16 protein-coding genes and 1 pseudogene are annotated in these 12,628 nt (G+C 64.8%); 10 read left to right on the top strand and 7 right to left on the bottom strand.

From position 1 onward, the window contains the following. Positions 1 to 2: 2 nt before the first annotated feature. The 3 genes from H8F26_RS10445 (at position 3) to H8F26_RS10435 (ending at position 2,236) form a co-directional block, all read left to right on the top strand. On the top strand, positions 3 to 404 hold the full coding sequence (locus tag H8F26_RS10445) for a fasciclin domain-containing protein (protein WP_197153890.1): 402 nt from the start codon (positions 3 to 5) through the stop codon (positions 402 to 404). Positions 405 to 868: 464 nt separating this feature from the next. Further along, positions 869 to 1,867 carry a sodium-dependent bicarbonate transport family permease gene (locus tag H8F26_RS10440; protein ID WP_197153889.1) on the top strand — a complete coding sequence of 333 codons (999 nt, stop codon included), beginning with the start codon at positions 869 to 871 and terminating at the stop codon, positions 1,865 to 1,867. Between the two features lie 54 nt (positions 1,868 to 1,921). Next, positions 1,922 to 2,236, top strand: a complete 315-nt coding sequence (locus H8F26_RS10435; protein ID WP_197153888.1) for a hypothetical protein — start codon at positions 1,922 to 1,924, stop codon at positions 2,234 to 2,236. A 66-nt stretch (positions 2,237 to 2,302) separates the two neighbouring features. On the opposite strand, the gene H8F26_RS10430 is transcribed toward H8F26_RS10435, so the two are convergent. After that, positions 2,303 to 2,497, bottom strand: a complete 195-nt coding sequence (locus H8F26_RS10430) for a hypothetical protein (RefSeq protein ID WP_197153887.1) — start codon at positions 2,495 to 2,497, stop codon at positions 2,303 to 2,305. 5 nt (positions 2,498 to 2,502) lie between these two features. Then, positions 2,503 to 2,790 carry a hypothetical protein gene (locus H8F26_RS10425; RefSeq protein ID WP_197159362.1) on the bottom strand — a complete coding sequence of 96 codons (288 nt, stop codon included), beginning with the start codon at positions 2,788 to 2,790 and terminating at the stop codon, positions 2,503 to 2,505. On the opposite strand from H8F26_RS10425, the pseudogene H8F26_RS10420 reads away from it, so the two are divergent. Further along, a pseudogene (locus H8F26_RS10420) lies at positions 2,732 to 3,309 on the top strand (ATP-binding cassette domain-containing protein); the annotation flags it as partial. The gene H8F26_RS10425 and the pseudogene H8F26_RS10420 overlap by 59 nt on opposite strands. A 6-nt stretch (positions 3,310 to 3,315) precedes the next feature. Here H8F26_RS10420 and H8F26_RS10415 read toward each other — a convergent pair. The 5 genes from H8F26_RS10415 to lepA all read right to left on the bottom strand — a co-directional run bounded on the left by H8F26_RS10415 (position 3,316) and on the right by lepA (position 7,591). After that, positions 3,316 to 3,891, bottom strand: a complete 576-nt coding sequence (locus H8F26_RS10415) for a prepilin-type cleavage/methylation domain-containing protein (protein WP_197153886.1) — start codon at positions 3,889 to 3,891, stop codon at positions 3,316 to 3,318. A gap of 5 nt (positions 3,892 to 3,896) precedes the next feature. Then, positions 3,897 to 4,451 (bottom strand): GspH/FimT family protein, encoded by a 555-nt coding sequence (locus H8F26_RS10410; RefSeq protein ID WP_197153885.1) that lies wholly within the window; start codon positions 4,449 to 4,451, stop codon positions 3,897 to 3,899. Beyond that, a complete protein-coding gene (locus tag H8F26_RS10405) occupies positions 4,438 to 5,103 on the bottom strand; it encodes a hypothetical protein (RefSeq protein ID WP_197153884.1) in 666 nt (221 codons plus the stop codon). The genes H8F26_RS10410 and H8F26_RS10405 overlap by 14 nt, the downstream gene beginning before the upstream one ends. Continuing rightward, positions 5,100 to 5,660, bottom strand: coding sequence for a hypothetical protein (locus H8F26_RS10400; protein WP_197153883.1), 561 nt, complete (start codon positions 5,658 to 5,660; stop codon positions 5,100 to 5,102). The genes H8F26_RS10405 and H8F26_RS10400 overlap by 4 nt, the downstream gene beginning before the upstream one ends. 122 nt (positions 5,661 to 5,782) lie before the next feature. Then, on the bottom strand, positions 5,783 to 7,591 hold the full coding sequence (gene lepA, locus H8F26_RS10395; protein WP_197153882.1) for a translation elongation factor 4: 1,809 nt from the start codon (positions 7,589 to 7,591) through the stop codon (positions 5,783 to 5,785). Positions 7,592 to 7,855: 264 nt separating this feature from the next. Between lepA and H8F26_RS10390 the strand changes: the two genes are divergently transcribed. The 6 genes from H8F26_RS10390 (at position 7,856) to rpsN (ending at position 12,546) form a co-directional block, all read left to right on the top strand. After that, positions 7,856 to 8,446 (top strand): hypothetical protein, encoded by a 591-nt coding sequence (locus H8F26_RS10390; RefSeq protein WP_197153881.1) that lies wholly within the window; start codon positions 7,856 to 7,858, stop codon positions 8,444 to 8,446. A gap of 73 nt (positions 8,447 to 8,519) precedes the next feature. After that, a complete protein-coding gene (locus tag H8F26_RS10385; protein ID WP_370594612.1) occupies positions 8,520 to 8,801 on the top strand; it encodes a NifU family protein in 282 nt (93 codons plus the stop codon). A gap of 73 nt (positions 8,802 to 8,874) precedes the next feature. After that, a complete protein-coding gene (serS, locus tag H8F26_RS10380) occupies positions 8,875 to 10,170 on the top strand; it encodes a serine--tRNA ligase (protein ID WP_197153880.1) in 1,296 nt (431 codons plus the stop codon). Positions 10,171 to 10,190: 20 nt separating this feature from the next. After that, complete coding sequence (gene rseP, locus H8F26_RS10375) at positions 10,191 to 11,279, top strand: RIP metalloprotease RseP (protein WP_197153879.1); 1,089 nt, start codon at positions 10,191 to 10,193, stop codon at positions 11,277 to 11,279. Positions 11,280 to 11,361: 82 nt separating this feature from the next. Further along, the gene (gene nth, locus H8F26_RS10370; RefSeq protein WP_197153878.1) at positions 11,362 to 12,168 is read left to right on the top strand and encodes an endonuclease III; all 807 of its coding nucleotides are present in this window, start codon (positions 11,362 to 11,364) and stop codon (positions 12,166 to 12,168) included. Between the two features lie 75 nt (positions 12,169 to 12,243). Then, positions 12,244 to 12,546, top strand: a complete 303-nt coding sequence (rpsN, locus tag H8F26_RS10365) for a 30S ribosomal protein S14 (protein ID WP_197153877.1) — start codon at positions 12,244 to 12,246, stop codon at positions 12,544 to 12,546. Positions 12,547 to 12,628 lie beyond the last annotated feature (82 nt).

The raw sequence follows: 12,628 nt of genomic DNA, 5'->3' as shown, positions 1-12,628 counted from the left end.
CTATGGCCTCCATCATCGAGACTGCGCGCAGCGCGGGCTGCTTCGCCACTCTCCTCACCGCGGTGGAGGTGGCTGGCCTCACCGCTGCGTTGGAGAGTCCGGGGCCCTTCACGGTGTTCGCACCGGTGGACGATGCCTTCGCAGCCCTCCCGCCCGGCTGCGTGCAGACGCTGGTGGACAATCCGCCCCAGCTGGCCCGCATCCTGAAATACCACGTGCTGGGCGGCAACTTTTGCCGTGCCGATCTGGTCGATCAACCGGAGTGGCAGAGCCTCGAAGGGGCCCCGGTACCAATTCGCAGCGTCGAACCCTTTGAAGTGAAGAACGCCACGGTCGTCTCGGCGGACATCGTCTGCGATAACGGCATCGTGCACGTGATCGACCGCGTCATCCTGCCGGGCTGATCAGCTGCGACAGGCAGCTCGCCAGGGTCGGGCGATCCCCAGGTGATGGTGATCCATGACTGGGATCGTCAAGGCTGATGCTCCCCACCTGTACTCATGGAAGCTGGATCCCTGATTGGGGTCGCGTCACTACCAGATTCAGACAAGGGTGGCCGATCCAGATCGGGTGCTTGTGGCTCAAGAGCCAGGATTGACTGGATTGATTGTCTGACCTTATCAATGGCATCCGCAATCCTGCGGAACACAACCACCCAGTGGTCGTCCCCGGGTATTAACGTCTCCCGACCGCCGCAACGGTGACCCATGCTTGATTCCTAAGGGAGCCTGATTCGGGCTTTGGATGTCCTCATCCACCCGTCAATCCGATAGCAACACCGAGGCCTGGCCTGGCAGTGGCTGGCTCGTCTTGCTCGACAACCTACACATTCCGCAGTCCTAGTCGTCAACACATCAAGAGGATTAAATTGGCCGAATTTCTTACACTCTTCATCAAGCAGCTTCAGTCTCCAACACTTGGCTTCTTGATTGGTGGCATGGTCGTCGCCTCATTCGGCAGCCAGCTGGCCATTCCAGATTCGATCTACAGGTTCATCACCTTCTTCCTGCTGCTGAAGATCGGATTGAGCGGAGGCATCGCCATTCGCAATTCCAACCCCACCGAGATCTTCCTCCCGGCACTCGCTGCTGTGGCGCTTGGTATCGTGATCGTGTTCATCGGTCGTTACACCTTGGGGAAAATGCCAGGCATCAAGGTGCCTGACGCCGTGGCCACCGGTGGCCTGTTCGGCGCGGTCAGTGGCTCCACTCTTGCGGCGGTGCTGCCCCAGTTGGATTCCGCCAAGATCCCCTATGAAGCATGGACGGCGGCCCTCTATCCCTTCATGGACATCCCGGCCCTGGTGACGGCGATCGTGGTGGCCAGCGTTTACCTCAGCAAGAAGACCGGCAACGCTTCCGAGAAAGTAGAGATCTGGCCGATCATCAAGGAAAGCGTGCAGAGTTCTGCCGTCACATCGCTGCTTCTGGGTGTGGCCCTTGGCATTCTCACCAAGCCTGAGCCCGTTTATGAGAGCTTCTTCAACCCTCTGTTCCGCGGCTTCCTTGCGATCCTGATGATCATCATGGGGATGGAGGCCGCCCAGCGCATGAATGAGCTGCGCAAGGTTGCCCAGTGGTTTGCCATCTACGCTTTCATCGCACCCATCCTGCACGGTTTTCTGGCCTTCGGTCTTGGTCTTGTCATTCACAAGATCACGGGCTTCAGCATCGGTGGCGCTGTTGTGCTGGCGGTGATCGCCGCGTCGAGCTCGGATATCTCGGGCCCGCCAACGCTGCGCGCTGGCATTCCCTCGGCGAACCCCTCCGCCTACATCGGCGCCTCCACGGCCATCGGCACGCCGGTGGCGATCGCCATCTGCATCCCACTCTTCATTGGGATTGCCGAGATGATGCTCGGTCTTTAAGATAGTTCTCAGTCTTAAACCCTTCACAACTACAACCGCTCGGAGGTCAAAGTCATGAGTCAACAAGTCTGGAAGCTGGTGATCGTTGCGGAGGAAATCCTCTCCAAGAAACTCATCAAGCTCATCAAGGCGGCAGGTTCCACCGGCTATACCGTAAATTCAGCTGGTGGGGAAGGTAGTCGCAATGTGCGCTCCACGGGAGATCCAGTCGTCTCGCACACTCTCTCCAATGTAAAAATCGAGGTGCTCACTGGCACCCGCGAGCTGGCCGACAAGATCACCCATGAGATCGAAGCCAAGTTTTACGCTGACTACTCGATCATCACCTATATCTACCAGGTGGAAGCCCTGCGCGATCACAAGTTCTGATCTGATCTGATCTGGTCCGTTTTCTATCCCGGCTGTGTACCTGCACATGGCCGGGATTCCGACGTATCAGATCGTCCTGACGGCGGCGCGGGTTCCACGCACGCAGCGGGGACGTTCCGCGGTGTGGGAGTAGCTGACACAGCCGAATCGCTCGGCGCGGGCCAGGGAGGTGGGCCATCCGCACCAGCCGCAGGGAAGTCCCTGGTTCATCTCCAGCCGCTCCCAGATCTCCAGATCGTGGTCCTGATCCAGGAACACCATCAGCTTCAGGCCGGCCCCAGGATGGGCAGAGCCGGGTGTGAGCTGAAGCTGCCCTCGCTGGCGAGGCCCAGCGGCAGGCCGAGGATGTCCATGCCCAACTGGGCCTTGCGGCGGCAGGCGTCCTCCGCTCCCCCTGGCCGTGGCCGCCGCCCATCGAAGCTGCCGAGCTGATCGGTGTCGAGCCCCACGGGCCGCTCCAGATCCAGCTGCAGCAGGGTGCGAAACGGGCGGGCGATCGCCCGCGCCGGTTGCGGCAACTCCAACCTGCTGAACATGGCCTCGGGCTTCTCCACTCCCAGTGATGGCCAGGTGGTGCTGCACGGCAACCGGATCACCAGGTCCGGCCCCGATCGAATGGTGGTGTTCCAGGGCTATGCGTTGCTGCCCTGGTTCACCGCCTACGAGAACGTCTACCTGGCGATCGATTCGGTCAAGCCAGATCTGTCGGCGCGTGAGAAGAAGGAGATCAACCGGGAGCACCTCGCCATGGTGGGGCTTACCGAAGCGGCCGAGACAAAGATCCCGCAGCTCTCCGGTGGGATGAAGCAACGGGTGGCGATCGCCCGGGCCCTGGCGATCCGGCCGGAGGTGCTGATGATCACCCATGACATCGACGAGGCGCTGTTCCTGGCTGATCGGATGGGGGTGATGACCAACGGCCCCTCGGCGAAGATCGGTGAGATTCTTGAGATCACCTTCCCGCGGCCCAGGAACCGCGAGGAATCATGGAGGATCGGATCGATTACGGCCTGCGCAACCAGGCACTCGATTTCCTCGACAGCCGCTTCGCCCACGACGACAGCGCAGCCTGAGGGGCCTCAGGGCGCCGCCACCGTGAGCTTCGATTCCAGGTCCTGGGTGCGGCCCTCCGCCAGATCGAAGGCCTGGCGCAGGGTGAGCTCCAGGCCGCCACGGCCATCGAGGCGCGCGGTGAACCCCGCACCGTCCCGGGGCAGCCCATCGATCACCACGCGGCTCTGGGCATCACCGCTGCTGAGTTCGCCGTATAACCCGAAGGCGGGACCGCATCGCATCAGCACCCGGCCGCGCCAGATCGCACTCGGCGCGGCCCCGACGGAATAGGTGATCCGGCCCTGGGCCGCCTGCAGCTGCAGAACCGCCGTGCGGCCGGCCAGTCCGCAGGTGGCGGTGGCGTCGCCGGGCCCTGCTTCTGCAGCGGTGGACTGCCGCACGTCGTGGCGCACCAGTTCGAGGGAGCGCCACTGCGACTGGCGCTCCCGGAGATGACGGCCAAAGCGCTGGCTGTTGCGCCCTTCAGCCAGCAGACCCTGCACGATCACGCCACACAGGAGCAGGCCCAGGCTGAGCGCCAGCAGCAGCTCCAGCAGGGTGAAGGCGGTGGCTGGAGATGGCTGGCATCGGAGGCGTTGCATGGTGGTCACAGGGTGGGATCCGGTCGGCACTGGTCGCTGATCGGCGTGGCTCCGGGATCGCCGCCGTAGCGGCCGAGGCGCACGACCCCCAGAGGCAGCGCCATCACCAGGCAGCGGCGTAGCTCCGTGCCATCGGCGGAGAGCACCACGGTGCCGCCGTCGAGCACCAGGCCATTGCTGCTGAATCGCACCAGCTCCGGCAGGTTGTCGACCAGGCGGATGGCCCCGCCATCGATGGCCTCGGTCAGATCGATGCGCCCCTCCCGGCAGGCCGGCAGGCTGCCCGCCGCAGGCTCCTGCCAGCCATCGGCCGTGAGGCTCAGGGCGCAGGGTTCACCACGTCGCTCAGCGCCGGCGCGCCCTTCACTGAGCCCGAGCAGCACCCGCCGCGCCGCGCTCTCCACCCGCAAGGTGGCCAGCGAGCCCTGGGCCCCTCCGATCGCCATAGCTGCGAGCAGCAACAGCACCACCACCGTGACCAGCAGCTCCGCGAGGCTGAAGCCTGCTGCCGGAGCGCGCCAATCCGGTTCTGGCCAGAAGCGGCGCCTAGGGAGTGCCATCGTTCCCTCCCGCTGTCGTCTGACTCAAGGCGACGGTGCCCCTGGCCAGGTCGGTGCTCGAGGTGGCGCTCAAGTCGGTGCCAGATCCTGCTGAGCCTGGATCCTTGGCGGCTGCATCAGGCGCTGATGGATTGCTGGTCGCTGGATCGGTGGACGCTGGGTCTGTGGGTGTTGGATCTGTCACTGCTGGATCTGTGGTGGCTGGATCGACATCCACCGGTGGGTCCAAGGGAGGGTCCGGCGGGGGGGCCGGCAAGGCTTGCCGTGGCTGGCTCCTGCAAAGCCCCAGGGCGATCGGATGGAGCAGTCGCTGACGCTTCAGGGGCGGCTCGGTGCTGCTCAGCTGCAGCAGCAGAGCTACGCCTCGCTGTTGCACGGTCCGCTGCACCCCCTCCTCCGTCACCGGGGTCTGGGTCAGCAGAGCCAGGGCCCGCTCCGCAGCCTCCGGGCAAGGGAGTGCGGGATCCATCTGCCCGGCAGCGTTGTGGAGCCGGGCCAGGCTGGCAACCAGTTCGCTCTCCAGACGGGTGGAACCCAGGCGCTGCTGATCTATCCGCTGGCTCCAGGTGGTACCCAGGCCCCAGAGGTGCAGGGAGCAGCTCGCGGCGCCGGACACAATCACGGCGGCCACGGTGGTCTCGAGCAGGCTCATCGCTGCGTCCCCCGCAGGCCCAGCTCGTGCAGTCGCTGCACCCGCCAGGCTTCAGTGGCGGTGTCCTGAGCCAGCATCACCACGAACTGGGCCCTTGGGGAGGTCCCGCCGGCTCCGGTTCCGGCCAGCTCCAGCTCCAGGGTCTGGACCAGCTGCCTTTCGCCCGACCCTGGCGCTTCGGCTGCCAGGTCAGCGCTGGGCTGCCAGTGCAGCAGGCGATAGCCCATGGCCGGCTGATCCGGAAGATCGATGGTCGCGGCGATCAAGTGCTCCCGACTGGCCGGATCCGTGCAGCTGAGCCCGCTCTCGGACCAGTCCGCCAGGGACAGAGGCAGCAGGCAGGGATGCTGCTGCACCAGGGTGGCCACCAGCTGCTCCGCCGCCGAGGCCAGGTCATCCTCCGCCTGCCGCGATCGGCTGGCCGCCACCAGGACGGCCTGCCCCTGCAGGGCAGTGGTCTGGATCGACAGTCCACTCAGCAGCAGCACCAGGGCTGTGCCCATGGCCAGGGGCAGGGCAAAGCCACCGGATGGCTCGATTCCGGCACGTCTTCGCACTCCCCATGGTGTCCTCCACGGTGCCTGCTGTTCCATCCCGATGCATCAGCAACGACGCCATCAGGGTTCCCCACCGCGGACAGGGGATTGCCAACAGGGGGCGATCCGGTGGGAGCGCAGTCCTACTGGTTGAGTTTGAGTACGGCCATGAAGGCTTCCTGAGGAACATCAACCTTGCCCATCGCCTTCATCCGTTTCTTGCCCTTGGCCTGCTTCTGCAGCAGCTTCTTCTTGCGGGAAATGTCACCGCCGTAGCACTTGGCGAGCACGTCCTTGCGGATGGCACTGATGCTTTCCGAGGCAATGATGCGGCTTCCGATCGAGGCCTGGATCGGGATCTTGAACTGCTGGCGCGGGATCAACTCCTTCAGTTTTTCCACCAGTCCCTTCCCTACATTGTAGGCCTTGTCGCGGTGCACAATCGTTGTGAGCGGATCGGCCTTTTCGGAATTGATTAACACATCAAGGCGTACCAGCTCATTTTTGCGATAGCCAATCAACTGGTACTCCATCGAGGCGTAGCCCTTGGTGCGACTCTTCATCTGATCAAAGAAATCAGTCACCACTTCTGCCAGCGGCATCTCGTAGTGGAGGGTCACACGGTCGGTGGTGATGTACTTCATGTCAATGAACTCGCCACGGCGCTCCTGGCAGAGTTCCATCAGGGTGCCGTTGTAGGTGTTGGGGGTGTAGATCTCCAGCTTCACATAGGGCTCTTCGATAGACTCACGCTTCTGAGGATCGGGCAGGGTGGCTGGATTGTCCACCATCATCATCGAGCCATCCAGCATGTTCACCCGGTAGATCACCGATGGCGCGGTGACGATCAAATCCAGGTTGTACTCCCGCTCCAGCCGCTCCTGCACGATTTCCATGTGCAGCAGGCCGAGGAAGCCGCAGCGGAAGCCGAAGCCCATGGCGCTGCTGGTTTCCGGCTCATATTTCAGGGCGGCGTCGGAGAGCTGCAGCTTGTCCAATGCCTCGCGCAGATCTGGGTACTGATCCGCGTCGGTGGGGAACAGGCCGCAGAACACCATCGGCTTGGCCTCGGTATAACCGGGCAGGGGCTCGCTGGCCGGGTTGTTCACCAGAGTGATGGTGTCGCCGACGCGGGCATCAGCCACGGCCTTGATCGAAGCGGCGAGATAGCCCACCTCCCCGGCATGCAGGCTATCCACCTGGCGCTGATCGGGGGCCATCACGCCCACTTCATCCAGCTCATAGGTTTTCTTCGACGCCATCAGCAAGACCTTGTCTTTTTTGCTGAGGGAACCGGAGATGACGCGGAAATAGACGATCACACCCCGGTAGGGGTCGTAATACGAATCGAAGATCAGGGCCCGCAGTGGATCATCCACACGATCCTCGGGCGGCGGGACCCGGTCGACCACGGCCTGCAGGATGTCTGGCACCCCGAGGCCGGTCTTGGCCGAGCAATGGATGGCGTTGGAGGTATCCAACCCGATGATTGCCTCGATCTCTTCGCTGATGCGCTGAGGATCGGCACCGGGAAGATCGATCTTGTTGAGAACGGGAATGATCTCGAGATTGTTCTCCAGCGCCAGATAGACGTTGGCCAGGGTCTGGGCCTCCACGCCCTGGCTGGCATCCACCACCAGCAGGGCTCCCTCGCAGGCCTGCAGGGAGCGGCTCACCTCATAGGAGAAATCAACGTGGCCGGGGGTATCGATCAGGTTGAGGATGTAATGCTCACCATCGGCTGCTTTGTACTCCATCCGCGCGGCCTGGAGCTTGATCGTGATGCCCCGCTCCCGCTCCAGCTCCATGTTGTCAAGAAACTGCTCCTGCATGTCGCGGGCCGCGACAGTGCCGGTTTCCTGCAGCAGTCGGTCGGCCAGGGTGGATTTTCCGTGGTCGATGTGGGCGATGATGCAGAAATTGCGGATCCGCTTAACGGGAACATCGGTCATCGCGCGGGCAGATCCCTTCGGGGCACCGGAAGAGTCTCGATCCTAGAAGGGCTGTTGTGCCCGGCTGGAGGCCCCACCCTGGCCAAGGGAAGTGGAGCTGCCTAACCTCCTGCCCATGTGCAGCTTCAGCTGGAGGCCTGAAGGATCTGCCAGCGGGGTTCTCCAGGCTCTGCACGGTTCTTCCGCTGCCTAGCCCCGGGGCACCACCGGGCCTGCCCTGACTGGTCTGGGCTTCTTCGTTCGCCTGCCATTCCGAAGCGATCCATGACACAGCGCGTCGGCCATGAGGCAGCCCTGTTCGCAGCCGCCCAGGACGTGGCCCGTCGCCGCGGCAAAGTCGATCCCGGACGGCAGGCCTCCCTGGAACGATCCCGGCACACGCAGATCGGCTACGCCCTCAGCGATGCGGATGGCGAATTGATTGCCAGGCTGCCGATGTGGGCCGTGCAGCGTGCGGTCAGTCAGCGGGCCCGGTTGCTTTCGAAACTTGCGGAAGGCCGAACGCGCTGGAGCGGCATGGCTCTGGGCGACCAGAAGGTGCAGTTCCGTACCAAACCCTTCGAGATCCGAGCCCTTGCCTGGGCACTCTCCACCGGACGGCGTGTTCCTCCCGGCCAGTTCGACCGGACCACGGTCCTCTACGCCGTCGTGCTGCTGCTGCTGGCCGTGCTTGCTGGACTCATCTCCCCGCCACTGCTGCTGCTTGGGCTCCCCTCCTTTGCGGCCTATCTGGTGGTGAGCCTGCGACGGCACGCCGATTACCGAAAAAATATTCAGGCCCTTGTGATCCGCTGGAAGGCAGCAGGGAAACAGGATCCCAGCGACAGTCTCTTCTCCGAGCTGGATCACTCCTGAGCGAACAGCTCCGCGGCAACCAGCCCGGCGGCGGTCTTTCTAAGGTGAATCTGACGACCGACGCATGGAAGCCATGAGCACCGACACCCCCACCTCCGAATCCAGCGCGCTGACCGCCGATCCACGCGCGCTCACCATCGAGAATGTGGAGAGGGTGCTCGATGAGCTGCGTCCCTACCTGATGGCGGACGGCGGCAACGTGGAAGTGGTGGAGATCGATGGCCCGATCGTCAAAGTGCGTCTGCAGGGGGCCTGCGGTTCCTGCCCCAGCAGCACCATGACCCTCAAGATGGGCATCGAGCGCAAGCTGCGTGAATCGATTCCTGAAGTGAGCGAAGTGGTGCAGGTGCTCTGAAGCCGGCCTGGCAGAACAGGGCCGGAAGTCCTGATCCCCGGCCCTTAGGCTGCCGGCAACTGCCCCTCTGACTGTGCTGGATCAGCGCCTGCTGCGCGATAACCCCGAGTGGATCAGCCAGCAACTCGGGCGGCGCGGCATGGTGCTCGATCTTGGCGATCTGCAGCAGACCGCCCAGCAACAACGCGATCTGGAAGAACAGCGCAGCGACCTGCAGGCCGAGGGAAACCGGGTTGGCAAGGAGGTCGGCCAGCGCATCAAGGCAGGCGCAGACCCCCGCGGCGAGGCTGTCCAGGAGCTGCGCGACGCCGGCAACCGTCTCAAAGGGCAGGTGGCGGAGCTGGATGAACGGGAGAAGCAGCTCTCGGCCCAGCTGCGTGACCGGCTGCTCACCCTTCCCAACCTGCCGGCGGCTGAAACGCCGGATGGTCGCAGCGAAGCTGACAACGTGGAGGTGAAGCGCTGGGGAACCCCGCGCGAAGCCTCCGGCCTCCAGGAGCACTGGCAGATCGCCGAGCGGTTGGGGCTGTTCGAGACCGAGAGGAGCGTGCGCATCGCCCAGAGCCGTTTTGTGACCTTGCTGGGCCAGGGCGCACGGCTGGAGCGGGCCCTGATCAACTTCATGATCGATCTCCACGCCAGCAAGGGGTACCGCGAGGTGCTGCCGCCGATCCTGGTGAACAGCGCCAGCCTCACCGGCTCGGGCCAGCTGCCCAAGTTCGCCGAGGAAAGCTTCCGCTGCGCCGACGACGACCTCTGGCTCACCCCCACCGCCGAGGTGCCGGTCACCTCACTGCATCGCGATGAGGTCATTCCGGCCGACCAGTTGCCGCTCCGCTACGTGGCCTTCACCCCCTGTTTCCGCCGCGAGGCCGGCTCCTACGGGCGCGACACCCGGGGGCTGATCCGGTTGCACCAGTTCCACAAGGTCGAGTTGTACTGGTTCTGCCACCCCGATCACTCCGAGGCGGCCCATGCCCAGCTCACGGCCGATGCGGAGGCCGTGCTCGAGGCCCTGGATCTCCCCTACCGCACGATCGAGCTCTGCACCGGCGATCTGGGCTTCTCGGCGGCCCGCACCTATGACCTGGAGGTCTGGCTGCCGGGCGCCGGTGCCTATCGCGAGATCTCGAGCTGCAGCACCTGCGGCGACTTCCAGGCCCGCCGCTCCGCGATTCGCATGAAGGAAGGCAAGGGCACCCGCTTGGTCCACACCCTCAACGGCAGTGGTCTGGCGGTGGGGCGCACCATGGCCGCCCTGCTCGAGAACGGGCAACAGAGCGATGGCAGTGTGCGGCTGCCGGCGGCGCTGGTCCCCTACTTCGGCAGCGACCACATCGCCAGCACCTCACCCACCACAATGGGTTGAACTGCGTGGACTTAGCCTGCATGGGTGTTCTCACCGCACTGGCGATCCTGGCTGGTCTGATCGTGGTGCACGAAGCGGGTCATTTCTTTGCCGCCACCTGGCAGGGCATCCGGGTCAGCAGCTTCTCGATCGGTTTCGGCCCGGTGCTGCTGGAACGCCGCCGCCGGGGCGTGCAGTTCGCCCTGCGGGCCATCCCCCTGGGGGGCTTCGTCGCATTCCCCGACGATGAGGACGACTGCGCCTTTCCCGCCGATGATCCGGATCTGCTGCGCAATCGGCCGCTGCCCCAGCGGGCCCTGGTGATTGCCGCCGGCGTGATGGCCAACCTGCTCCTGGCCTGGCTGGTGCTGGTGGCCCAGGGCGTGGTGGTGGGCATTCCAGCCGGCTTCAGTGCCACTCCCGGGGTGCTGGTGGCGGCGGTCCAGCCCGGTCAGCCTGCTGCTGCCGCGGGCCTGCTGCCGGGGGATCGGATCGTGCGGTTGGAGGGCGTGGAACTCCAGGGAGGCCAGCAGGCCGTGGCCGATCTGGTGGACGAGATCAAGGCGGCGCCGCAACGGAGCCTGCGCCTCGAGGCGGCGCGCGGTGACGGCCGGGTCACTCTGGAGCTCACCCCTGACGATCAGGGCGGCATCGGCCGCATCGGCGCCCAGCTCCAACCCAACGGCAGCGAGGTGTTCCGGGCCCCCACAGGCCCGCTCGAACCGATGCTCCAGGCCAATCGCCAGTTTGCGGTGCTGACCCGCCGCACGGTCGACGGGTTTGTCACCCTGGCCACCCACTTCGGTGAAACCGCCGGCCAGGTGTCCGGTCCGGTCAAGATTGTCGAGATGGGTGCCTCCCTGGCGAAGCAGGGCGGCGACAGCCTGTTTCTGTTCACAGCGCTGATCTCGATCAACCTGGCGGTGCTCAACGCCCTGCCGCTCCCCCTGTTGGACGGTGGTCAGTTCGTGCTGCTGCTGCTGGAAGGTCTGCGGGGGCGACCCCTGCCGGACCGCCTCCAGATGGCGTTCCTCCAATCCGGTTTCGTGTTCCTGGTGGGGCTGAGCGTGGTGCTGATCGTCAAGGACACCAGCCAGTTGCCCGCCATCCAGCAGCTGATGAGCCGCTGAGGGATGCGCTGCTGAGTCCTGGCCCCCGCTGGGGCCGAAGCCAATCCTCCGAGCCAACCAGTCACTTCAGAGCGCCGCGTCGATGAGTACGCCACTGGTCATTCCCCACGATGCGACCAGCGATCCACCGGGCAGCCCCCATCGTTCCCCGGGACCTGAACTTCAGGAGCACACCTCCGCAGCCACCGCGCCAACCACCTCTGCGGGGCTTGCCGCTGCCGGCCGTCGGTCCCGTTTCCCCACACCACGGCAGCGGGCACCGTTGCTTCTGGAGCGACTGGGGCAGCTCTATCCCCACGCCACCTGCTCGCTTGACTGGCGGACGCCCTACGAACTCCTGGTGGCCACGATGCTCTCGGCGCAGTGCACCGATGAGCGCGTCAACCAGGTGACCCCGGCCCTGTTCGCGCGCTTCCCCGATGCCGCCGCCGCCGCCGCCGTGGAGGGCGAGGACGTCGAGCCCTACGTGCACGCGACGGGGTTCTTCCGGAACAAGGCACGCAACATCGTCTCCAGTTCACGGTTGCTGATCGAACGCCACGCTGGTGAGGTTCCCCAGACGATGGAGGAGCTGCTTGAGCTGCCGGGCGTGGCCCGCAAGACAGCCACGGTGGTGCTGGCCCATGCCTTCGGCATCAACGCCGGTGTCACGGTGGACACCCACGTGCGCCGGCTCAGCCAGCGGCTGGGGCTGAGCAAGCAGCGGGAGCCGCAGCGGATCGAGCCCGATCTGATGAAGCTGGTGCCGCAGCCCGACTGGCAGAACCTCTCGATTCGGCTGATCTTTCACGGCCGGGCGGTGTGCACGGCCCGCAATCCCCTCTGCCAGACCTGTCCGATCGCCGATCTCTGCCCCAGCCATCCCGAACGGCGCCTGGGCCGCCGATGAGGGGGCGTCCAGCTGATGGCTGTCCAGCTGACCAGTAAGCTGATCCATTACCCGTTCCGTACCAGCTCAGAGCGCATGGCGAAGAAGTCGATGATTGCGCGCGATGTGAAGCGCAAGAAGATGGTGGAACGCTTCGCCGCCAAGCGCGCTGCGCTCAAAGCTGCTTTCGAGGCTGCTGCCGATCCGATGGAGCGCCTGGAGATCCATCGCAAGATCCAGGATCTGCCCCGCAACAGCGCTCCCTCCCGCATGCGGAACCGCTGCTGGGCCACCGGCAAGCCCCGCGGCGTGTATCGCGATTTCGGACTATGCCGCAACCAGCTGCGTGCCCGTGCCCACAAAGGTGAACTGCCCGGAGTGGTGAAGTCGAGCTGGTGATTCGCTTCAGCCCCTGAGGCCCGTTGGCAGCTGTTCAACCCGGCGCCCCAGCAGGGGCGCTTTTTGTTGGCTGGACTGGGCT

Origin of the sequence: Synechococcus sp. CBW1006 (assembly GCF_015840525.1) — a bacterium.
In the GTDB taxonomy this organism is placed as follows: Bacteria; Cyanobacteriota; Cyanobacteriia; order PCC-6307; family Cyanobiaceae; genus CBW1002.
Note: the sequence above shows the minus strand (reverse complement) of the source record. Positions and strands in the feature narration are given on the sequence as shown.